The 21,004-nt window shown below is 67.2% G+C and carries 20 protein-coding genes; 8 read left to right on the top strand and 12 right to left on the bottom strand.

Annotated features, from left to right (window positions below):
• Window positions 1–4: 4 nt before the first annotated feature.
• A complete protein-coding gene (locus AU188_RS01595; protein WP_059161939.1) occupies window positions 5–1,285 on the top strand; it encodes an HNH endonuclease in 1,281 nt (426 codons plus the stop codon).
• Here the strand turns inward: AU188_RS01595 and AU188_RS01590 are convergent.
• From AU188_RS01590 to AU188_RS01580, 3 genes are read right to left on the bottom strand one after another with little or no spacing between them, the layout of a single operon-like run.
• Window positions 1,266–3,164 carry an acetoacetate--CoA ligase gene (locus AU188_RS01590; protein ID WP_059161938.1) on the bottom strand — a complete coding sequence of 633 codons (1,899 nt, stop codon included), beginning with the start codon at window positions 3,162–3,164 and terminating at the stop codon, window positions 1,266–1,268. The two genes, AU188_RS01595 and AU188_RS01590, sit on opposite strands and share 20 nt — an antisense overlap.
• Window positions 3,161–3,907: a 3-hydroxybutyrate dehydrogenase gene (locus AU188_RS01585; RefSeq protein ID WP_059161937.1), complete on the bottom strand. Its 747-nt coding sequence runs from the start codon at window positions 3,905–3,907 to the stop codon at window positions 3,161–3,163. The genes AU188_RS01590 and AU188_RS01585 overlap by 4 nt, the downstream gene beginning before the upstream one ends.
• The gene (locus tag AU188_RS01580) at window positions 3,904–5,268 is read right to left on the bottom strand and encodes an MFS transporter (protein WP_059161936.1); all 1,365 of its coding nucleotides are present in this window, start codon (window positions 5,266–5,268) and stop codon (window positions 3,904–3,906) included. The genes AU188_RS01585 and AU188_RS01580 overlap by 4 nt, the downstream gene beginning before the upstream one ends.
• Before the next feature lie 71 nt (window positions 5,269–5,339).
• Here AU188_RS01580 and AU188_RS01575 point away from each other — a divergent pair, with 71 nt between their 5' ends.
• Together AU188_RS01575 and AU188_RS01570 are read left to right on the top strand one after the other, a co-directional pair.
• Window positions 5,340–6,305, top strand: a complete 966-nt coding sequence (locus AU188_RS01575; RefSeq protein ID WP_059161935.1) for a LysR family transcriptional regulator — start codon at window positions 5,340–5,342, stop codon at window positions 6,303–6,305.
• Between the two features lie 10 nt (window positions 6,306–6,315).
• Window positions 6,316–7,083: an alpha/beta fold hydrolase gene (locus AU188_RS01570; RefSeq protein ID WP_059161934.1), complete on the top strand. Its 768-nt coding sequence runs from the start codon at window positions 6,316–6,318 to the stop codon at window positions 7,081–7,083.
• An 11-nt stretch (window positions 7,084–7,094) separates the two neighbouring features.
• On the opposite strand, the gene hsaB is transcribed toward AU188_RS01570, so the two are convergent.
• The 4 genes from hsaB to hsaA are packed head-to-tail and all read right to left on the bottom strand — an operon-like array spanning window position 7,095 to window position 10,650.
• Entirely contained in the window at window positions 7,095–7,697 is a 603-nt protein-coding gene (gene hsaB, locus AU188_RS01565; protein WP_156426529.1) for a 3-hydroxy-9,10-secoandrosta-1,3,5(10)-triene-9,17-dione monooxygenase reductase subunit, read from the bottom strand.
• Entirely contained in the window at window positions 7,664–8,566 is a 903-nt protein-coding gene (gene hsaC / locus AU188_RS01560) for an iron-dependent extradiol dioxygenase HsaC (protein ID WP_059161933.1), read from the bottom strand. Before hsaC ends, hsaB begins: the two co-directional genes overlap by 34 nt.
• Before the next feature lie 2 nt (window positions 8,567–8,568).
• Window positions 8,569–9,453: a 4,5:9,10-diseco-3-hydroxy-5,9,17-trioxoandrosta-1(10),2-diene-4-oate hydrolase gene (gene hsaD / locus AU188_RS01555; RefSeq protein ID WP_059161932.1), complete on the bottom strand. Its 885-nt coding sequence runs from the start codon at window positions 9,451–9,453 to the stop codon at window positions 8,569–8,571.
• Between the two features lie 12 nt (window positions 9,454–9,465).
• A complete protein-coding gene (gene hsaA, locus AU188_RS01550) occupies window positions 9,466–10,650 on the bottom strand; it encodes a 3-hydroxy-9,10-secoandrosta-1,3,5(10)-triene-9,17-dione monooxygenase oxygenase subunit (protein WP_059161931.1) in 1,185 nt (394 codons plus the stop codon).
• A 204-nt stretch (window positions 10,651–10,854) separates the two neighbouring features.
• Between hsaA and AU188_RS01545 the strand changes: the two genes are divergently transcribed.
• Complete coding sequence (locus AU188_RS01545; protein ID WP_059162262.1) at window positions 10,855–11,913, top strand: ferredoxin--NADP reductase; 1,059 nt, start codon at window positions 10,855–10,857, stop codon at window positions 11,911–11,913.
• Window positions 11,914–11,985: 72 nt separating this feature from the next.
• Window positions 11,986–12,525, top strand: a complete 540-nt coding sequence (locus AU188_RS01540) for a hypothetical protein (RefSeq protein ID WP_059161930.1) — start codon at window positions 11,986–11,988, stop codon at window positions 12,523–12,525.
• Between the two features lie 30 nt (window positions 12,526–12,555).
• Here AU188_RS01540 and AU188_RS01535 read toward each other — a convergent pair whose 3' ends face one another.
• The gene (locus AU188_RS01535) at window positions 12,556–14,670 is read right to left on the bottom strand and encodes an acyl-CoA dehydrogenase family protein (protein WP_059161929.1); all 2,115 of its coding nucleotides are present in this window, start codon (window positions 14,668–14,670) and stop codon (window positions 12,556–12,558) included.
• 274 nt (window positions 14,671–14,944) lie between these two features.
• On the opposite strand from AU188_RS01535, the gene kstR reads away from it, so the two are divergent.
• Genes kstR through AU188_RS01520 form a run of 3 tightly spaced genes read left to right on the top strand, consistent with a single transcriptional unit; the run spans window position 14,945 to window position 17,246 of the window.
• The gene (gene kstR / locus AU188_RS01530) at window positions 14,945–15,550 is read left to right on the top strand and encodes a cholesterol catabolism transcriptional regulator KstR (RefSeq protein ID WP_172799375.1); all 606 of its coding nucleotides are present in this window, start codon (window positions 14,945–14,947) and stop codon (window positions 15,548–15,550) included.
• Between the two features lie 2 nt (window positions 15,551–15,552).
• Window positions 15,553–16,305, top strand: a complete 753-nt coding sequence (otsB, locus tag AU188_RS01525) for a trehalose-phosphatase (RefSeq protein ID WP_059161928.1) — start codon at window positions 15,553–15,555, stop codon at window positions 16,303–16,305.
• Window positions 16,306–16,307: 2 nt separating this feature from the next.
• Window positions 16,308–17,246: an aminoglycoside phosphotransferase/kinase family protein gene (locus AU188_RS01520; protein WP_059161927.1), complete on the top strand. Its 939-nt coding sequence runs from the start codon at window positions 16,308–16,310 to the stop codon at window positions 17,244–17,246.
• Here the strand turns inward: AU188_RS01520 and AU188_RS01515 are convergent.
• From AU188_RS01515 to AU188_RS01500, 4 genes are read right to left on the bottom strand one after another with little or no spacing between them, the layout of a single operon-like run.
• Entirely contained in the window at window positions 17,243–18,343 is a 1,101-nt protein-coding gene (locus tag AU188_RS01515) for an Rv3575c family transcriptional regulator (protein WP_059161926.1), read from the bottom strand. The two genes, AU188_RS01520 and AU188_RS01515, sit on opposite strands and share 4 nt — an antisense overlap.
• 31 nt (window positions 18,344–18,374) lie before the next feature.
• On the bottom strand, window positions 18,375–19,241 hold the full coding sequence (locus AU188_RS01510) for a metal ABC transporter permease (protein ID WP_059161925.1): 867 nt from the start codon (window positions 19,239–19,241) through the stop codon (window positions 18,375–18,377).
• The gene (locus AU188_RS01505) at window positions 19,241–20,020 is read right to left on the bottom strand and encodes a metal ABC transporter ATP-binding protein (protein ID WP_172799355.1); all 780 of its coding nucleotides are present in this window, start codon (window positions 20,018–20,020) and stop codon (window positions 19,241–19,243) included. Before AU188_RS01505 ends, AU188_RS01510 begins: the two co-directional genes overlap by 1 nt.
• Window positions 20,007–20,999: a metal ABC transporter solute-binding protein, Zn/Mn family gene (locus tag AU188_RS01500; RefSeq protein ID WP_059161923.1), complete on the bottom strand. Its 993-nt coding sequence runs from the start codon at window positions 20,997–20,999 to the stop codon at window positions 20,007–20,009. The genes AU188_RS01505 and AU188_RS01500 overlap by 14 nt, the downstream gene beginning before the upstream one ends.
• Between the last annotated feature and the right edge of the window lie 5 nt (window positions 21,000–21,004).

Genomic DNA, 21,004 nt, shown 5'->3' with positions numbered 1-21,004 from the left:
ACTCATGTTCGAAAGTTCGTTCGATATCGGTCCCGAGGTCTCCGAGGAGGAGCTCCGGGTCGCGGTCGAGCGGCTCGAACGGGTCAAGTCGTCCGCCGCCGCCGCGCAGGCACGCATGACCGCATTGTGGAAGGCGAAGCGTTACGCGGCCGAGGAGGCTGCGGGAGTGCCTGCGAGTCGACGCGGTCGGGGTCTCGCGACGGAGGTCGCGCTGGCGCGCCGAGATGCGCCGGTGCAGGGCGGCCGTCATCTGGGATTGGCCAGCGCACTCGTTGACGAGATGCCTTACACCCTGGCTGCGTTGGAGTGTGGGGCGCTTTCGGAATGGCGGGCCACTTTGATCGTGCGTGAATCGGCGTGTTTGAGCGTCGAGGACCGTCGCCGGCTCGACGCCCAAATGTGCGGCGACGTCACGCGTCTCGATGGCTGGGGCGACAAGCGGATCGCGACCGAAGCGAAGAGGATCGCCTGCGAGCTCGACGTGGGCGCGGTGGTCGATCGCAGCGCCAAGGCCGAAGCGGACCGGTCTGTCACCATTCGCCCGGCGCCCGACTCGATGGTGTGGTTGACCGCGCTGCTCCCCCTCAAGCAGGGCGTGAGCGTCTATGCAGCGTTGAAAGGCGCCGCCGACACCACTTTCGACGACCGGTCGCGTGGCCAGATCATGGCCGACACCTTGGCGGAACGGGTGACCGGACGCCCGGCCGAGCATCCGGCGGATGTCAACTTGAACCTCGTGATGGCCGACACCACGCTGATGGGTGATGACGATGCGCCCGCGTGGCTCGATGGTTACGGGCCGCTGCCGAGTGCGATCGCGAGAACACTGACTGGCGACTCGGTCGCCGACGCGACGGCCAAGACCACGCTGCGCCGGTTGTACCGCCACCCGCGCAGCGGTCAGCTCGTGGCGATGGAATCCAGGGCCCGAGCCTTTCCGAAAGGGTTGGCGGCGTTCATCGGGATACGCGATCAGACGTGCCGCACGCCGTACTGCAACGCGCCGATACGCCATCGCGACCATGCGGTGCCCCGGCATCGGGCCGGGCCGACGACTGCGCTGAATGGCCTCGGCGAATGCGAGGCGTGCAACTACGCCAAAGAGGCGCCCGGCTGGTCGGTGACGACAAGTGAACACGACGGCGAACACCGCGCCGAGTTCACGACACCCACCGGTGCGACCTACCGATCGACCGCACCGCCGCTTCCCGGTCCGCCAGTGCGAGCCGTGAGCATGATCGAGGGCCGACTCAGCGTCGACCTGATCACGTTCGACGCTGCGTGACGTACCAATCGAGCAGATCGGGATCGTCGACGGCGCTGCGCTCGACAACCTTCGCGGCGTCCGCGCCCTGAAACAGCTTCTTGATCGGCACCTCGAGCTTCTTGCCCGTGCGGGTATGCGGAACGCCTGGCGCGGCGATGATTTCGTCGGGTACGTGCCGCGGCGACACTTCCTCGCGAATGGTGTTCTTGATGCGGTCAAGTAGGTCGTCGGTCAGTTCCGCATCGTCGGTCAGGACCACGAACAACGGCATCCAGTACCCGCCGTCGGGCTGGTCGACGCCGATGATCAGCGCTTCGGCGACCTCGGGGAGGCGCTCGACCGCCTGGTAGATGTCGGCGCTGCCCATCCGGATGCCGTGCCGGTTGAGGGTGGAGTCCGACCGTCCGTGCACGATGACGCTGCCGTGGTCGGTGATCGTGATCCAGTCGCCGTGGCGCCACACGCCGGGAAACATCTCGAAATACGCGCTGCGATAACGGGATCCGTCGGGATCGTTCCAGAACGCGACGGGCATGGACGGCAGCGGCTTGGTGATCACCAACTCACCGACCTCGTTGCGCACCGGCTTGCCCGACTCGTTCCAGGAGTCCAGCGCACACCCGAGGTACGGCGCCGACAGCTCGCCGGGCCACACCGGGACGGTGCGGACTCCGCCGATGAACGCCGACACCACATCGGTACCACCGCTGATCGATGACACCTGCACCTGCTCGCCGACGTTGTCGCGCAACCACAGCGACGACGACGGCGGCAGTGAGGACCCGGTGATGCCGACCGTGCGCAGCGCCGACAGATCATGCTCCTTCTGCGGCACCGCACCGGCCTTCGCGCAGGCGAGCACGTATCCGGGGCTTGTTCCCAGTACCGTGGCCTTCACGCGAGCGGCGAGGTGCCACAGTGCGTCGGGCCGTGGGGCGCTGGGGCTGCCGTCGTAGCAGACGATCGTCGCTCCGACGAGAAGCCCGGCGACCTGGAAGTTCCACATCATCCAACTCGGGCTGGTGTACCAGAAGAAGGTGTCGTCGGGTCCGATGTCTGATTGCAGTGCAATGGCTTTGAGGTGTTCGAGCAGGACGCCGCCGTGGCCGTGCATCATGCCCTTCGGCAGTCCGGTGGTGCCTGAGGAGAACAGAATCCACAGGGGGTGAGCGAAGTCGACCGGCGTCGAGGACAACTCAGCACCGTTCGAACCCGTCATTTCCGAGGTCATCACCGTGCCGCGCAGGGTCGGCAGGCCCTCCTGCAGCGTGGCGATGTCGCGGCTCTTGTCGTGGAACTTGCCGCCGTAGGTGTAGCCGTCGGCGGTCACCAGCACCGTCGGTTCGAGCTGTCCGAGCCGGTCGAGCGCGGCCTTGGCCGAGTAGTCCTGACCGCAGGCGCTCCAGATGGCGCCGATGCTGGCGGTGGCCAGGAACGCGATCACGGCTTCTGGGATGTTCGGCAGGTATCCGATCACCCGGTCGCCGGCCGCCACCCCGAGCGAGCGCAACCTCTGCGCGAAAGCTACGGTGCGACTGAGCAACTCGGCCCACGAAACTTCGGTGACCTGACCGCCTTCGGCGAGATAGAGGATCGCGGGGCGGTCGGTGCGGGCGTTGCGCACCACCTGATCCACGTAGTTGACGTGCGTTCCGGGAAACCATTGTGCGCGGGGCATTTCGGCGGAGGCGAGCACTGTATCAGGCCGGTCGCCGAGGCCGAAGTAGTCCCACAGCGCAGCCCAGAACGCGTCCGGGTCGTCGATGGACCATTGCCACAGTGACCGGTAGTCCGGTAGGTCGAGGCCGGTACGCCGCTGCACGAACTGCGCGAAGTCGGTGACCCGCGCGGAGGCGATGTCGGCCGCAGTGGGCGTCCATTGTGCAGTTGTGGTCATCGGGCGCTCCAGCCGCCGTCCATCGTGTACGACGCCCCGGTCACCATCCCCGCGTCCGATGAGGCGAGCCAGATGACCAGCGAGGCAACTTCTTCGGGTTCGACAAGTCGCTTGATCGCGCTCTCCTTCAGCAGAACGTCCGCGACCACCTTATCCTCGTCGATCCCGTGGGTGCGGGCCTGATCGGCGATCTGCTTGGTCACCAGCGGAGTTCGCACATAACCGGGGTCGACGCAGTTGCTGGTGACGCCGTGCGGCCCGCCCTCCAGCGCGGTCACCTTCGACAGTCCCTCGAGCCCGTGCTTCGCGGTCACGTACCCGCTCTTGAACTCGGAGGCGCGCAGCCCATGCACCGATGAAATGTTGATGATGCGCCCGAAGTTCTGCTCGTACATGTGCGGCAGCGCCGCACGGATCAACAGGAACGGCGCCTCCAGCATGAGTTGAAGGATGAAACGGAAGCGCTCGGGTGGGAACTCGGCGATCGGGCTGACGTGTTGCACGCCGGCGTTGTTCACCAGGATGTCGGTCTTCAGTCGAAGGTCCTCGAGCGCGGAGACGTCGGAAAGGTCTACTACCCACGGCTTCCCACCGATCTCTTCGGCGATCGCCTTGGCGCCGACATCGTCGCGATCCGCGACGGTGACCCTCGCGCCTTCCGCCGCCAAGGCGCGGGCGCATGCGGCCCCGATGCCGCTCGCACCGCCGGTCACCAACGCGGTGCGGCCGTCGAGTTCGCTCATACGACGCCCGCCTTGGCGAGTTGCTCACGGTCGGCAGCATCGAGCGTCGCAAGATCGAGGCCCTTGGTTTCGCGGGTGAACAACGCGGCCACCAAGGTGATCACCGAAGCGGCGGCGAGATAGAGCGCGATCGGGACCGCCGAATCGTACCTGTCGAGCAGCCACGTGGCGATGGCCGGCGCCAGCGACCCGGCAACGATTGACGTCACCTGATAGCCAAGGGAGACACCGGAATACCGCATCCGGGTCGGGAACATCTCGGCCATGATCGCCGGCTGCGGCGAGTACATCAGCGCGTGGATAACCAGTCCGAGGATGACAGCGGCCATGATCAGCAGGTAAGAGCCGCTGTTCATCATCGGGAAAGCGAAGAAGCCCCACGTTCCGCCGGCGATCGCGCCGACGATGTACACCGGCCGCCTGCCGAACCGGTCAGACAGCCGGCCCACCTGAGGAATCACCACGAAGTGCACGGCGTGCGCGACGAGCAACCACCACAGGATGTCGCTGGTGTCGGCGCCCACGTGCGTCTTGAGGTAGACGATCGAGAACGTGACCACCAGGTAGTACATGATGTTCTCCGCGAACCGCAGCCCCATCGCGGTGAAAACGCCACGGGGATAACGCCTCAGCACCTCGAACACACCGTAAGAGACGGCCTTGACGCGTTCGACCTCCTCCTGCGCGGCCACGAAGATCGGCGCGTCGCTGACCTTGGTGCGGATGTAGTAGCCGATCAGCACCACCACCGCGGACAGCCAGAACGCCACCCGCCATCCCCAGGACAGGAACGCCGCCTCCGGCAGCAGACCGGTCAGCATCAACAGAACGACGGTGGCGAGCATGTTGCCGACGGGCACCGCCGCCTGCGGCCAGCTGGCCCAGAACGCTCGCTTGTCGTTCGGACTGTGCTCGGCGACGAGCAGGACTGCGCCGCCCCATTCGCCGCCGACGGCGAAGCCCTGAAGGAAGCGCAGAACCACGAGCAGGATCGGCGCCCATACCCCGATCTGTGCGTAGGTGGGCAGGCAACCCATGAGAAACGTGACGCCACCGACGAGAAGGATCGCGAACTGGAGCAACTTCTTGCGGCCGTACTTGTCGCCGAAATGCCCGAACACCACCCCGCCGAGCGGGCGCGCGACGAAGCCAACGGCGTAGGTCAGCAGGGCGGCGATGAGACCACTGGCCTCGCTCGTGCCCTCGGCGAAGAACACCTTGTTGAAGACCAACGTGGCGGCGGTCGCGTAGAGGAAGAACTCGTACCACTCGACGACCGTGCCGGCCATCGAAGCGACCACGACGCGTCGCAGGCCCGTCGGGACCGGCGCGTCGCTGTTCGCGACATTGGTGACATCCATCGCGCACTCCTTCGGCTGTGATGGCAGGCACAGACGCCAGTGAGTATTCACGCAGATACCCGCGGCTGGCAATGGCGAAAAGTGCAGGAGGTATCTGCGAAAATGCAGTTGTGCCGCCTCCGATGACCCAGCCGTCGGGTCGACGGCCGAGCGCCGACGACCTGCTCGTGTTGCTGGCGGTCGGCCGGTCCGGCCGCTACAAGACGGCAGCTGAGGAACTCGGGCTCAACCACACCACGATCTCTCGGCGCATCGCCGCACTCGAGGAGTCGGTCGGCGGGCGGGTGCTGGCCCGCGGCCCGGGCGGGTGGGAACTCACCGAATTGGGCCGCGACGCGCTGGCCGCCGCCGAAGCCATCGAGTCGGCCGTGCGGTCACTTGCCGTCGATGCCGCGGGCGATCGCGCACTCGAAGGCGTCGTGCGGATCTCGGCAACCGACGGCTTCTCGGCCTACATCGCCGCACCGGCCGCGGCTCACGTCCAGCGTCGGCATCCAAAGGTGGCGGTCGAGCTCGTCGCCACGACGCGACCCGCCACCCAGCAGAGGTCCGGTCTCGACGTGGAGGTGGTCGTCGGCGAACCCAAGGTCCATCTGGCCAGGGCGATCAGGCTCGGCGATTACTGCCTGGGCCTCTACGGCGCCCGTGGCTACCTGGCCGAGCACGGGACGCCGGCCAGCATCGCCGATCTCGAGCGTTACCCGCTGGTCTACTTCATCGACTCGATGCTGCAGGTCGACGACCTCGATGTGGCGGCGAGCTTCGCGCCCGCCATGCGCGAATCCGTCACGTCCACAAACGTTTTCGTGCATGTGGAAGCGACCCGCGCGGCCGCGGGCATCGGGTTGCTGCCCTGTTTCATGGCCGACCGGCACGACGATCTGGTCCGCGTGCTGCCCGGCCAGGTGGCGGTCCGGCTGACGTACTGGCTCGTCACCCGCGCAGAGGCGCTGCGCCGGCCCGAGGTGGCCGCCGTCGTGGAGGCGATCCGCGACCGCGTGCACGAGCAGCGCGATGTGCTGCTGGGCAAGGGCTAACGTCGTCAGCATGCCGTTCATCGACCATCCGAAGGGCCGCGCCTACTACCGCCACTGGCCGTCGGCCGATCCGCGCGCCGCGGTGATCTTCCTGCACGGCTTCGGCGAGCACTCGGGTCTCTACCACCGCTACGGCTTCGCGCTCAACGCCGCGGGTATCGACCTGTGGGCGGTCGACCAGTTCGGCCATGGCCTGAGCCCGGGCACCCGCGGGGACTTCGGGTCGATCGAAGGCAGCTCCGGTCTCGCCGATGCCCTGACCGATGTCGCCGAGACCGCACGGCGCGGGGTGCCGTTGATCGCTCAGGGGCATTCGTTCGGCTCCATCGTCTCGCTGTTCCGGCTGCTGGAACAGCCGGACCGCTATCGAGCAGGCATCGTCTCCGGCGCTCCGCTGGTGCCGACTCCCGCGATGCTCGACAGCGACACCTCGCTCGTCCTCAACCCAGGCGCGCTGTCCGACGACCCGTTCTACCTCGACCTGCTGGAGAACGATCCGCTGGTATTTGCCGAAGCCGATGGTGCGGCACTGACGCGGGAACTCGACAGGGCCTGGGACCGATTCGGCGCCGCCCTGCCGGAACTCACCGTGCCGACGCTGGCCCTCCACGGCTCGAACGACGTCATCGCCCCGGTCGGCGCGGTGCGGGCGTACGCCGAGCAGATCGACGCGCTGGATTTCGCAGAGTTCGCGGGCGCGCGCCACGACATTCTCAACGAGACGGTGCACCGGGAGGTGGCCGCAGCCGTTGTGGACTTCATCGACGAGCGGTTGTAAGTGCGGATCTGCTAGAGCCAGGTGTCGTCGGTGGTGGCGGTGAGGAACGCTTCGAGGTCGTCGCGCCAGTGTGCGGGCGTGTTCTTGTCCGGCTCGATACCGGTGTATTGCCCGCGGTAGAACAAGAGCGGCCGCGGCTTCTTGTGCGGCACGTCCGACAGAAAATGCACGGCGCCGAACACGACGTAGTGGTCGCCGCCGTCGTGCACCGAGTGCACCGAGCAGTCGATGTGCGCGAGGGTGCCTTCGATGACAGGTGAGCCGAGTTTCGACGGTGCCCAATCGATTTCGGCGAACTTGTCGGGCTCCTTCGAGCCGAACCGTGCGGAGACGTCCTTCTGGTTCTCGTGCAGCACGTTCACGCAGAAGTGGCCGCTGGCTTCGATCGCCTGCCAGGACCGCGACATCTTCGTCGGGCAGAACAGCACCAGCGGTGGATTCAGCGACAGCGCAGCGAACGACTGGCAGGCGAACCCGACCGGCCTGCCGTCATGCATCGTGGTGATCACCGTGATGCCGGTGCAGAACTGACCGAGCACATTGCGGAACGTGCGCGGGTCGATCGGTTCGGCCGCCACCGTCACTTGAAACCAACGCTGAAGTCGTGGCCCCATAGGCTCACCGCGGTGCTCTCCCGCGCGACCCAGTCCTCGTTGTCATCGACTTGCAGTCCCTCACAACCGAATTCGACGTCGAAACCGCCCGGCGTCTTCATGTAGAAGGAGAGCATCTTGTCGTTGACGTGGCGGCCCAGCGTCGCCGACATGGGCACCTTGCGGCGCAACGCGCGGTCCAGGCAGAGCCCGACGTCGTCGGCCTCGCCGACCTCGACCATCAGATGCACGATGCCGCTCGGCGTCTCACCGGGCATGAACGCCAAGCTGTGGTGCCGTGGGTTGACCCCGAAGAAGCGCAGCCACGCGGGCGCACCGTCGGCCGGCCTGCCGACGAGCTGCGGAGGCAGCCGCATCGAGTCGCGCAGATAGAAGCCGAGCACGTCGCGGTAGAAATGCAGTGATTCGGCGTCGTCGCGGGTGGTCAGCACCACGTGTCCCAGACCCTGCTCCTCGGTGATGAACTTGTGGCCGTAGGGGCTGACGACGCGGCGGTGCTCGAGCGCGACACCGTGGAACACCTCGAGCGTATTGCCCGAGGGGTCGTCGAACCGGATCATCTCGTCGACCCGACGTTCGGCGAGCTCGGCGGTCGACGCCTCCTTGTAGGGAACGCCTTCGATGTCGAGCCGGTTTCGGATGTCCTGCAGCTGGGCGGCGTTGGCGGTCTCCCAACCGGATTGGAGCAGCCGATCATGCTCGCCGGGAACGATCACCAAGCGGGCCGGGAACTCGTCCATCCGCAGATAGAGCGCGCCCTCTGTCTGGCCGGAGCCCTCGACCATGCCGAGCACCTTGAGGCCGTATTCCCGCCACGCGGCGACGTCGGTGGCCTCGATCCGAAGGTAGCCAAGGGATTTGATGCTCATCATTAGCTCCCGAGGAAGTCTATGGTCAGCTTGTTGAACTCGTCGAATTTCTCCAGCTGCGCCCAGTGGCCGCACTGGCCGAAGACGTGCAGCTGCACACGGGGAATCTGTTTGAGCGCGACCAACGCGCCATCGAGAGGATTGACGCGGTCCTCGCGGCCCCAGATCAGCAACACCGGCTGACGCAGCTTGTACACCTCGCGCCACATCATGCCCAGCTCGAAATCGGCTCCTGCGAACGACTTACCCATTGCCTTCGCCGCGGCCAGCGACTCGGGTTGGCTGGCGATCGCGAACCGCTCATCGATCAACTCGGGCGTGATCAGGCTCTGGTCGAAGACCATGATGCGCAGGAACTTCTCAAGGTTCTCGCGCGTTGGCTCGCCGGTGAACCTGCCCAGAAGCTTGACGCCCTCGGTGGGATCCGCAGAGAACAGGTTGACCGACAGCCCGCCGGGACCCATCAGCACCAGTCGCCCGGCCCGCTTGGGGTTGTCCAGCGCGAACCGCACCGCGGTCCCGCCGCCCAGCGAATTGCCCACCAGCGCAGCACGTTCGATGCCGAGATGGTCGAACAGGTTCAGCAGCGCCGTCGCGCTGTAGCGGTTGTACTGCTCGTGTTCGGTGTGCTTGTCGGAGTGTCCGTAGCCGGGCTGGTCGACGGCGATGACGTGGAAGTGTCTGGCAAGCACCGCGATGTTCTTGGAGAAGTTCGACCAACTCGACGCGCCGGGTCCGCCGCCGTGCAACAGCACCACGGTCTGCGAGTGGCCGACACCGGCTTCGTGGTAGTGCAGCCGCATGTCGTCTCGGACCTGCGCGTACCGCGACGTCGCTTCGAAGGTGACCTCGACCTGCTGCTCGGTCTCCTGGATGTATGAGGTCATCAGGCCTTCCCGTTAAACCATCGTGTCCTGCGGCGGCAGCCCGAACTCGTTGTTGCCGAAGATCAGGTAGGCGCGTTCGGGGTCGTTGGCCGCATGCACCCGGCCGGCGTGCGCATCGCGCCAGAAGCGCTGCACCGGCGCGTCGAGGTTCAGCGCGGTGGCACCGGATGCCTCGAAGAGCCGGTCGATCGAGGCGATCGCGCGGCCGGTCGCCCGCACCTGGTCACGGCGAGCGCGGGCGCGCAGTTCGAATGGGATCTCCTCGCCCGCCGTCAGCAGGGCGTACTCGTCGCCGACATTGCCGATCAGCTGACGCCAGGCGGCGTCGATGTCGCTGGCGGCCTCGGCGATCCGGATCTTGGCGAACGGATCGTCTTTTGCCTTCTCCCCCGCGAACGCGGCGCGCACCCGCTTGCCCTGATGCTCGACATGGGCAGCGTAAGCGCCGTACGCCATGCCGACGATGGGCGCCGAGATGGTGGTGGGATGCACTGTGCCCCAGGGCATCTTGTAGACAGGCGCGGTGTTGGTCTGCAGCCCGCCCGCGGTGCGGTCGTTCATCGCCTTGTAGGACAGGAAGCGGTGCCGCGGCACGAAGACGTCCTTGACCTTGAGCGTGTTGCTTCCCGTGCCCTTGAGCCCGACCACATGCCACACATCGTCGATCTCGTACTCGGTACGCGGAATCAGAAAGCTGCCGAAGTCGACGGGCTTGCCGTCCTTGATCACCGGACCGCCGACGAATGTCCATGTGGCGTGGTCGCACCCCGAGGACCAGTTCCAGGACCCGTTGACGATGTAGCCGCCGTCGACGACGGTGCCCGCCCCCATCGGCGCGTACGACGAGGAGATCCGCACGGCCGGGTCGTCGCCCCAGACCTCTTGCTGGGCCTGCTGGTCGAACAGCGCGAGGTGCCAGTTGTGCACACCGATGATCGAACCGACCCAGCCCGTGGAACCACAGGCGCCGGCGAGCCGGCGCACCGCCTCGTAGAACAGCGTCGGATCGCACTGCAGGCCGCCCCACTGCTCGGGCTGCAGCAGCTTGAAGAAGCCGACCTCGTTGAGTTCGTTGATCGTCTCGTCCGGAATGCGGCGCAGGTCCTCGGTGGCTTGCGCGCGTTTGGCGATCAGCGGCAGAAGGTCGTCGATCCCGGCTAGGACCGACTGCGCGTCACGCTGTTCAATGGACGTCACTGATGTGCCTCCCGGATAGGACGGACTGCGATGAGCACTCACGCCAAGCGCGAATCGCTTAGCCGTCAGATTAGAACACGTTACGATTCGTGTCGAGTAGCGCATACCTGTGGCGGCTGGACCTGCGCACATGCATTTCTGTAACCTGTTCTAGTTATAGGGCTGAATCGGCGTCAACGCCGAACGTGAAAGGTGGACGCGAAAGTGACCGACGAGCCGCTCGGCAGCCATGTGCTCGAGCTGGAGCTTGCCGACGTCGTCGAGGAGACCGACGACGCGCGCTCGCTGGTGTTCACCGTGCCCGCCGGTGCCGAGATTCCGGCAGAACGACTGCGGTACGCGCCCGGTCAGTTCCTCACGCTGCGCGTGCCCAGCGAGCGGACCGGATCGGTGGCGCGCTGCTACTCGCTGTGCAGTTCCCCGTTCACCGACGACCGGCTGACCGTCACCGTCAAGCGCACCGCCGACGGCTACGCGTCGAACTGGCTGTGCGATCACGCGCACACCGGCATGAAGGTGCACGTGCTGGCACCTTCGGGCACGTTCGTGCCCAAGACCTTGGACACCGACTTCCTGCTGTTGGCCGCCGGCTCGGGGATCACGCCGATGATGTCGATCTGCAAATCGGCGCTCGCCGAGGGCACCGGCAAGGTCGTTCTGGTCTACGCCAACCGCGACGAGAACTCGGTGATCTTCGGCGCGGCGCTGCGTGAACTGGGCGAGAAATACCCCGAGCGGCTCGTCGTCGTGCACTGGTTGGAAACGGTGCAGGGGCTGCCGAGCGCGGCGGCGCTGGCCGCCCTGACCGCCCCGTACACCGGTCACGACGCCTACATCTGCGGGCCGGGCCCGTTCATGGCCGCGGCCGAGGAGGCGGTCAAGGGCGCCGGAATGCCGGCCGAACGCGTGCACATCGAGGTGTTCAAGTCGCTGGACTCCGACCCGTTCGCCGCCGTGGTCATCGAGGAGGACGACAGCGACGAGGGCCCGGCCACGGCGATCGTCACGCTCGACGGCGAGACGCACGAGGTGCGGTGGCCCCGCAACGCCAAGCTGCTCGACGTGCTCCTGGACAAGGGCCTCGATGCGCCGTTCTCCTGCCGGGAGGGCCATTGCGGCGCCTGCGCGGTGCTGAAGAAGAGCGGCGAGGTCGAGATGGACGTCAACGACGTGTTGGAGCAGTCCGATCTCGACGAGGGCCTGATTCTCGGCTGCCAGGCGCTGCCGCGTTCGGATTCGGTCGAAGTCACCTACGACGAATAGCGCGGGGGCTAGCATTCGCCGCACGACCGACTTGGAAGTCGCCGCCAAGCGGCTCCAGAAAGGCAGAAACCAGTGAAGCGGTGCGCCGGCGTTCTGGCCGTGGTATCGGCGATGTGGCTGGCGGTTGCGCTCCTCGCCCCGACCGCATCGGCGGCGGTGGACACAAAAGTCGCCACGATCCCCGTCAACGCAGCGCAGACACTCGAAATGGCGGCAACGGCCAACTGCATCAAGGCCGAGGCGAGGTGCCTGGTCAACACCCAGGCGAATCTGCGCGCGCCCGAAGGGGTTATCGGATTCCCCGGCGATCTGTGGGCCCGTCAGACCACCACGCTGCGCACCATGGACCGCAGCGTCTACATCAACTTCAGCTTCAAGACGCCGAACACGCGCTCGTTCAAGTCGTTGACCGATGTGGAGTTCACCACGATCTACTTCGGCGGCGGACCGCCGGAGAAATATCGGTTCGGTGAAGACGTCTGGCCGGTCGACTGGCGCACCGGCCAACCGAGGACCGATGTGCCGCTGATCGTCTGCTCACACATCCAGGTGGTCTACGCCGGGGTCAACGTCACCTCGCCCGACGCCTGCGCACAGGCCGCGTTCAGCTAGGAGACTGCTGATCGGCGCGCTTAACGACTCCTAGCGGGGTAGGCCCAGCAGCCGCTCGCCGGCGAGGGTGAGCAGAATCTGCTCCGTGCCGCCCGCGATGGTCAGGCAGCGGGTGTTGAGGAAGTCGAACACCGTGGAGTTCTCGACCACGCCGCCACCTTCGGACAACTCCATCCGCAGTTCGGCCAGCGCCTGCCGGTAACGCACCCCGATCAGCTTTCGCGCACTGGCTTGCGGGCCCGGATCCTGGCCTCCGACAGCGAGTTCGGCGATCTTGTGATCCAGCAGTGAGCCGACCTGGGCCGCCACGATCAACGAGCCGAGTTGGTCCTGGCCGGCCACGTCGAAGTCCAGTGTCGCCACCGTCTTGAGCAATTCCTCCATCGGGTTGCCCAGCGCGGTGCCGTGTGACATCGCGACCCGCTCGTTTGCCAATGTCGTTCTGGCGAGCCGCCATCCGTCGTTCACGTTGCCCACGACCATCTCGTCGGGCACGAACACGTCGTCGAAGAACACCTCGTTGAACAGGTTGTCGCCGGTGATCTCGCGCAGCGGCCGGATGTCGATGCCCGGCGATTTCATGTCGACCAGGAAGTAGGTGATGCCCTTGTGCTTCGGCGCGTCGGCGTCGGTCCGCGCCAGGCAGATGCCCCATTGGGCCTTGTGCGCCGCCGACGTCCACACCTTCTGGCCGGTCAGCTTCCAGCCCCCGTCGGCGCGGACGGCCTTGGTGCGCAACGCCGCCAGATCGGATCCCGCGCCCGGCTCCGAGAACAACTGGCACCAGAGCAACTCACCGCGCAGCGTCGGCGGGATGAACCGCTCGATCTGCTCAGCGCTGCCGTGCTCGAGAATCGTCGGCGCTGCCCACCACCCGATGACGAGGTCGGGACGCGAGACGTTGGCCTTCGCCAACTCCTGGTCGATCAACAATTGCTCGGCCGGTCCGGCGTCGCGGCCGTAGGGCTTGGGCCAGTGCGGCGCCTGCAGACCCGCGTCGGCCAGCGCGGCCTGTTGCTTTTCGACCGGCAGCGCCGCGATTTCGGCCACCGCGGAAGCGATTTCGGGCCGCAGGTTTTCCACTGACTTGAGGTCGATGTTGAGCTCGCGGCGCACCCCTTGCTGCGTCAACGCCGAGACGCGGCGCAGCCAATGCTGCTGTCCGCCGAGGAAATGCGCGATCCCATAAGCGCGGCGCAGATACAGATGCGCATCGTGTTCCCAGGTGATTCCGATACCGCCCAGCACCTGAATGCAGTCCTTGGCGTTGGCCTTCGCCGCGTCGATACCCACGGCAGCGGCGACCGCGGCAGCGACCGACAACTGCTCGTCGTCCTCGCCGACCGCCCGCGCCGCGTCAGCCGCGGCCACCGACGCTTGCTCGGAGCGCAGCAGCATTTCGGCACACAGGTGCTTGATGGCCTGGAAACTGCCGATCGGCTTGCCGAACTGCTCGCGCACTTTCGCGTATTCCGTCGCGGTCTGCAACGCCCAGCGGGCCAGGCCGGCCGCCTCCGCCGCCATCACCGTCGCCGCGATGTCGATCACCCGTTGCGCCGGTGCGTTGACCGCCTCGGCGGGCGCGGCGTCGAGCACGACGCGCGCCAGCGGCCGCGAGAAGTCAGTCGCCTTCAGCGGTTCGACCGAGACGCCGTCGGCGCCCGCGTCGACCAGAACGAACCCGTCACCGGCGGCCAGCAGCAGCACCCCCGCGGCATCGGCGCCGAGCACGTATTCCGCGGCGCCCGAGGCGCGGCCGTCGGTGACCTGCACATTCCCGCTGAGCGCCACCCCGGCGACCCGGTCACCGGCGGCAAGTGCGTGCAACACCTCGGACTGCTCGAGCACCAGCGTCGCCAACGCGGTCGTGGCGATGGGGCCGGGAACCAACGCTGCGGCCGCCTCGTCGACCATCGCGCAGAGGTCATCGACCGTGCCGTCGGCGCCGCCGTGCTCCTCGGGCAACGCGACACCGAAGATCCCGAGTTGGGCAATCCCCGCATAGGGTCGCCGCCAGGCGTCCGCCTGGCCCTGCTCGACGTCGCGTGCAGCCGAAATGGCACCGGAGGCTGCCGCCCAGTCACGGACCAGCTCCCGTACGGCCGACTGCTCGTCGGCGATGGTCCCTGGGGATGCGAGCGACACCGTCCACTCCTAGCGATTGGGTGAGAAGGCGGTGCTCCTCACTAGAACGTGTTCTAATAGTGCCAGCGATCGAACGTCAAGTCGACCGTCATTACAGCAGGACACGTCGGTGCCAATGCGGGTGTCGAGGTGAGAAAATGAGGATCGGCATGCGTATCGTTTCGAAACGAGAACGCACGACGAAGGAGTTGCCCGCCGCATGTCCGGCCCCTCGCAGTCAGCGCCCGCCAGCTCGGGTTCGGCGTCGGATTCCCGACCGCGCCAGGTGATGAACGTGGCGGTGCTGTCCGAGTCCGAGCTCGGCTCCGAAGCCCAGCGTGAGCGTCGCAAGCGCATCCTGGATGCCACGTTGGCCATCGCGTCCAAAGGCGGCTACGAAGCCGTTCAGATGCGCGCCGTGGCCGAACGCGCCGACGTCGCGGTCGGCACCCTCTACCGGTACTTCCCGTCGAAGGTCCATCTGCTGGTTTCGGCGCTGGGGCGCGAGTTCGAGCGGATCGACGCCAAGACCGACCGCGCGGCGCTGACCGGCGGCACGCCGTATCAGCGGCTCAACATCATGGTGGGCAAGCTCAACCGGGCGATGCAGCGCAATCCGCTGCTGACCGAGGCGATGACTCGTGCGTTCGTGTTCGCCGATGCGTCGGCGGCCGGTGAGGTCGACCATGTCGGCAAGTTGATGGACTCGATGTTCGCCCGCGCCATGAGCGACGGCGAGCCGACCGAGGACCAGTACCACATCGCCCGCGTGATCTCCGATGTGTGGCTGTCGAATCTGCTCGCCTGGCTGACCCGGCGGGCGTCGGCGACCGACGTCAGCAAGCGGCTGGATCTCGCTGTGCGGCTGCTGATCGGCGACGGGGAGCACCCTAAGATCTAGGCGTGCTCCCGGCGGATCTGCAGCGCGCGCTCACCGCGGCCGCAGCGACACCGCGGCTGCTCGTCAGCTCTGACTTCGACGGCACCCTCGCACCGATCGTCAACAACCCTGCCGACGCCCGACCGCTCGTCGATGCCGCCGATGCCCTGGCGTCCCTGGCCGATGTTCCGCAAACGGCCAGCGCGTTGATCTCCGGGCGCGCGCTCGACGTGCTGCGCGAGCTGTCCGGGCTGCCGCCGACGGTGCATCTCGTCGGCAGCCACGGCGCCGAGTTCGCGTCCGGGTTCACCCATGACGTCGACCGCGGGTTGCTGGACCGGATCACCGCCGAACTTGACGCCATCGCGGCGGGCCGACCGGGCGTCACCGTCGAGACCAAGCCCGCCAGCGTTGCGTTGCACGTCCGCAACGCCTCCGCCGACGACGGCGAGGCGGCGCTGGCGGCGGCCCGTGAGGCGTCGACGGCATGGGATGCGCAACTGACCGAAGGCAAGGCGGTGCTGGAGTTCGCGGTGATCCAGACCGACAAAGGGCAGGCGGTCGACGTCCTGAGAGCGCAGGAGAACGCCACCGCGGTGGTCTTTTTCGGCGACGACGTCACCGACGAGAAGGCGTTCCGGCGGCTGGGCGGCGACGATGTCGGCGTGAAGGTGGGGCCGGGCGAGACGTTGGCGACCTACCGGGTGGACTCGCCCGAAGACGTTGCCGCTGCGCTGAGGTTCCTCCTCGAAGCGCGTCGCTCGCAGCCGGGTTGACGGTGCTGACCGACGCCGAGATCACCGCTCGGACCGACCGCGCGGTTGCCGCAGCCGCCGCGGCCGGTGTCGACCTCGGCCTGCGGGTGGACGAACCCCGGGTGCTCTACGACGCGTTCTCCGTGATCGTCCACCTGTCGCCCGCTCCGGTGGTGGTCCGGGTGCCGACCGTACTGCCGCCGTCGTACGCGAAGAACCCGCACGTGCAGACGAGGCAACAACGCGCGGAACTGGCGGTGGCCGGATGGCTCGCCGACCGTGGTCATCCCGTCGTACCGCCCAGCCCGCTCGTACCGCGAGAACCCGTTCGGCGCAACGGTTTTTCGATGACGTTCTGGCAGTTCGTCGAACAGATTCCGAACCCAGAGCCGGAGATGGGCCGGCGGATGGAGCAGACCGCGCGGTTGCACGCCGCGCTTCGCGACTACGACGGGGAACTCGAGTTCTGGGCGCCGTTCAACTCCTACATCCCCGAGGGACTTGTACAGTTGCGGCGCTTGCCCGAATTGATTTCTGCAGCCGATCTCGAACGCGCCCAACGGGAATGGGCCGTCATCGCCCCGGTGCTGACGTCGCGCGCGGCCTTCGAGGCCGCGTTTCCCGGTGTCGAAGTGCAGACCATCCACGGTGACGCGCCGTACCACAACATGATCACCACTTCCGACGGCGACCTGTGGTCGGACTTTGAACTCGTGACGTTGGGGGCGATCGAATCCGACCTGGCGTTGACGGGCCCGCAGGCTGTCGCCGCGTATGACGCGGCCGCCGTCTCGCTCGGACTGCGACCGACCGACACTCGGGTGCTGCAAATCACCGAGGCGGCCGGCCGGCTCGCGATGATCGCGGCCCTGGCGATGGCGCCGGACCTGCCGATGCTCGTCGAGGGCATCGCGCCGATGATCGACCAATGGCGCGTCACCGCGCCGCTGACCGGAATCTAGGCGGGCGGACCCGCGGTGCGGCCACGGACGACCTCGGTGTCGAGCACTTCGATCGCGGGTAGCCCGCTCCGTGGCGGGTGGTGCAGCAATTGCCCTGCGCGACGACCCTTTTCGACGCTGGGCTGCGCGACGGTGGCGAGCCCGCGCCGCAGCGCCTCGGGGACTCCGTCGAAGCCGGTGACCGTCATCTGGCCCGGCACGTATATCCCCCGGCCCCGCAGATGGTCCATCGCCGAGAGCGCCAGCACATCGGCGGTGCACATCAGCGCGGTCAGCCGTGGGTTGGCGTTGAGCGCGACCTCTGCCGCCGCCCCGCCCGAAGTCCGAAGGTGCTCATAGCTTTCCACCACGGTCAGAGATTCCGGGTCGAGGCCGGCCGCGACCATCGCATCCCGAACGCCCGCGATTCGCTCCCGCTGTACGTGGAAGTGCGGCGTCTGCAACCGGTCCGGGTCGGCCACCGTCGGACCTGACCCGCTGCGCGGCCGGTCGCGGCCCAGCCGCATGGTCAACAGGCCGATCTCCCGATGACCAAGCTGCAGAACGTGTTCGGCGAGCTGGCGCATCCCGGCACGATCGTCGATGCACACATGCGAGGCTCCCGGTACGTCCTTGGGTTGGTCGACGACCACCATCGGAAGATGGCGCTGCTGGACCACCGCGAGATACGGGTCGTCGTCGGAGGCGGAGTACACCACGAAACCGTCCACCCCGGCGGCCAGCACCGCAGCCGTGCCGTCGCTGACACTGCGGTTGGGGCCGATCGCCACCAGCAGCAATCCCTGCCCGGCCGCTTCACAGGACTCGGCCAGGCCGGCAACGAAATCGAGCGCGGCCGGGTCGCTGAACGAGTAGTTGAGGGGTTCGGTGATCATCAGCCCGACCGCACCCGCCTTGCGGGTGCGCAGCGACCGCGCCACCGGATCCGGGCCGGGGTAGCCCAGCCGCTTCGCCGTGGCGAGTACCCGCTCACGAAGGTCCGCCGACAGTTGATCAGGCCGGTTGTAGGCGTTGGAGATCGTGGTGCGGGAAACCTTCAGTTCCGCCGCCAGGGATGCCAGGGTGGCCCGCCGTCTGGGCGTGGGACTCCTGGGCATGCCCTCGGAGAGTAGCCGAGCAGCTTCCCGCTCAGGTGACCAGCACGCGATCGCCGGTTTGTCGAAGGCCACGCTGCGCTGCCCACACCACCGCCCAGACGCTGCACGCGACCGTGACGATCACGAAGCTGGGTGGCGCGTTGAACATCGCCGACAGCCCGAGCCCGGCCCACACCGAGGCGAGGCTGAACCCGGTGGACAGCGCGATCGCACTGCCCGGCCGTGGTGTCAGCATGATCGCCGCGGCAGCGGGGGTCACGACGAGCGCGAACAGCAGTAGCGTGCCGACCGCCTGCACCGCCATCGTCACCGCCAGGCCGAGAAGCGCCATGAAGGCCACCGACAAGGCGCGCACCGGCACTCCTTTCGCGTCGGCCACCTGGGCGTTGACCGAGGTGAACAGCAGCGGCCGGTAGATCATCGCGATGCACAGCGCCAGCACCACCAGCAGCGCCGCGAACGTCGCGATCTGTTGGCCCGAAATCGCCAGCAGGTTGCCGAACAGGACGTTGGTCATGGTGCTCGAACTCCTGGTCGCCAGCGAGTTGAAGAACAGTCCGAGACCCATCGCCATGGCCAGCACGGTGCCGGTCGCCACCTCGCGGTCGGCGGCCCGTCGTCCCAGCGCCCCGATGACCAGGGCGCCGCCGATACAGAAGACGCCCAGCCCGACCGCGACGGGGACGCCGACCAGGACCGCGCCCGTCGCGCCGGGCAGCCCGATGTGGGCGAGCGCGTGGGCGGCGAACGCGGTGTTGCGCACGACGACGAAGTAACCGATGAGCCCGGCGGCCAGTGCGACGATCGTGCCGCCGATCAGCGCATTGCGCATGAATGCCGACGTGATGATGTGCCACCAGTTCTCCTGGTAGCCCAGCGCGACGATGGTCGTGGTCATCACGTCCTCCGCGTGTACAGCTCGCCCTGCGGGGTGTGCACGACCTGCACCCGGGTGCCGTAAAGGTGGCTCAGCAGGGTCTCGTCGACGACACCGTCGAGAGTGTCGAAGTGGGCATGCCCGTCGAGCAGGTAGATGGCACTGGTCAGCACGCCCAGCAGCGGGTTGAGATCGTGCGCGACGACCAGGATGGTGACGCCGAACTCCGTGTTGACCCGCTCGAGGACGCCCACGATCTCGCGTTGGCTACGCAGGTCCAGCGAGGCCAGCGGCTCGTCGAGGATCAGCATCCGGGGTTTCGAGACGAGCGCCTCGGCCAACGCGACCCGCTGCCGTTGCCCGCCCGACAGCTGCGACAGCCGCTTGTGCGCAACCGCCGTGGCGTCGACGGCCGCGAGCACTTCGTCGACGCGGCGGTTGTCGTCGCGGCTCGGACGGCCGAATCCCCACCGGTGCCCGATCAGGCCGAGCATCACGGCGTCCCGTGCCCGGATCGCCTCACCGGAGGCCGACGCGTAGTTCTGCGGGACGTAGCCGATCGCCTTGTTCAGCACGCCGGCCGGTTCCCCGAAGACCCGGACATGTCCCGACGCCGGCGGTAGCAGGCCGAGCACGATCTGCAGCAGCGTGGTCTTGCCCGCCCCGTTGGATCCGATGACGGCGACGATGCCGCCCGCCGGCACCTCGAACGTCGCTTCCGACCAGATCAGTCGCCCGCCGCGCGCCGCGCTTACGTCGTCGAAGGCCAGCGCCACCCCGTCGGTATCAGGTTCTGACACCGAGTGCCTCGCCAACTTCGGTCAACTGGTTCACCTGCCAGCTCTGGAACGAGTCCGTATCCGGCGGCATGGTTTCGGTGATGTCAACCACCGGTACTCCGGCCTGCTCTGCGGCCGCTTGAAGCTGTTGCGGGACAGCGCCTTCCGTTTGCACGTTGTAGATCAGCACGTCGACGCCGCGATCGGCCAGCAGTTGCAGGAAGGCATCGAGATCCGCGGGCGACGGTTCGGAGTCGTTGGCCGAGGCGACCTGATAACCACGAGGGGTGCGGTTGACCAAGCCGAGTGCCGCGCCCATGTCGTCGAACACGGTCTCGGTTGCGGCATAGGACTTGCCGGAGGCACCGGACCTGATTGAGTCGATGAGCTGATCGTACGGCTTGAGGGCCTGACTGAACGCGGTGCGACGCTCGTCGAAATAGCCCGCGGCGCCGGGCGACAGGTCGCGCATTCGCGCGCTGACCGCGTCGGCGACCGCGGTCACCGTCGCGGGGTTGTACCAGGCGTGAGGGTTCACTTCGTGGTCGTGGCTCTCGCCCTCGTGGTCATGGGTCGCGCCGCCGACGGCCAGCGCGTCGACGACGGGCGCTTCCGGCGACGCGCCGGCGGCGAGCTTGGCCGCCCACTCGTCGTAGTGGCCGCCGTTGACAACCACCAGTTGGGCCCCCTCGAACTTCGCCGCATCGGAGGGCGCGGGTTCGTAATCGTGCGGGTCGACCGCCGAACTGGCGAGCACCGTGGTGACGCGAGCGCAGTCGCCGCCCAGCTCGGAGACTATGTCGCCCCATTGGTCGACGCTGACCACGACGTCGACTGGCGTGGCCGGACACGCGCCGGTGTCCGCCGCGTTAGGGCCGGAGTCGCCACCTCCCCCGCATGCCGCTAACCCGGACGAGGCAGTTAGCGCGAGGCCCGCGAGAAGTGCGCGAACAGCGATGGTCTTGGCGGTGAGCACGGCGACAATGATAACCATTTTCATGCCGG

The sequence above is a fragment of the Mycobacterium sp. IS-3022 genome (genome assembly GCF_001500065.1).
In the GTDB taxonomy this organism is placed as follows: Bacteria; Actinomycetota; Actinomycetes; order Mycobacteriales; family Mycobacteriaceae; genus Mycobacterium.
Note: the sequence above shows the minus strand (reverse complement) of the source record. Positions and strands in the feature narration are given on the sequence as shown.

Bases quoted from the DNA above. Each gene is read 5' to 3' on its own strand.
- AU188_RS01595 (WP_059161939.1), top strand. From the start codon at position 5: ATGTTCGAAAGTTCGTTCGATATCGGTCCCGAGGTCTCCGAGGAGGAG.
- AU188_RS01590 (WP_059161938.1), bottom strand. From the start codon at position 3,164: ATGACCACAACTGCACAATGGACGCCCACTGCGGCCGACATCGCCTCC.
- AU188_RS01585 (WP_059161937.1), bottom strand. From the start codon at position 3,907: ATGAGCGAACTCGACGGCCGCACCGCGTTGGTGACCGGCGGTGCGAGC.
- AU188_RS01580 (WP_059161936.1), bottom strand. From the start codon at position 5,268: ATGGATGTCACCAATGTCGCGAACAGCGACGCGCCGGTCCCGACGGGC.
- AU188_RS01575 (WP_059161935.1), top strand. From the start codon at position 5,340: ATGGCGAAAAGTGCAGGAGGTATCTGCGAAAATGCAGTTGTGCCGCCT.
- AU188_RS01570 (WP_059161934.1), top strand. From the start codon at position 6,316: ATGCCGTTCATCGACCATCCGAAGGGCCGCGCCTACTACCGCCACTGG.
- hsaB (WP_156426529.1), bottom strand. From the start codon at position 7,697: ATGGGGCCACGACTTCAGCGTTGGTTTCAAGTGACGGTGGCGGCCGAA.
- hsaC (WP_059161933.1), bottom strand. From the start codon at position 8,566: ATGAGCATCAAATCCCTTGGCTACCTTCGGATCGAGGCCACCGACGTC.
- hsaD (WP_059161932.1), bottom strand. From the start codon at position 9,453: ATGACCTCATACATCCAGGAGACCGAGCAGCAGGTCGAGGTCACCTTC.
- AU188_RS01515 (WP_059161926.1), bottom strand. From the start codon at position 18,343: ATGCCCAGGAGTCCCACGCCCAGACGGCGGGCCACCCTGGCATCCCTG.
- AU188_RS01510 (WP_059161925.1), bottom strand. From the start codon at position 19,241: ATGACCACGACCATCGTCGCGCTGGGCTACCAGGAGAACTGGTGGCAC.
- AU188_RS01500 (WP_059161923.1), bottom strand. From the start codon at position 20,999: ATGAAAATGGTTATCATTGTCGCCGTGCTCACCGCCAAGACCATCGCT.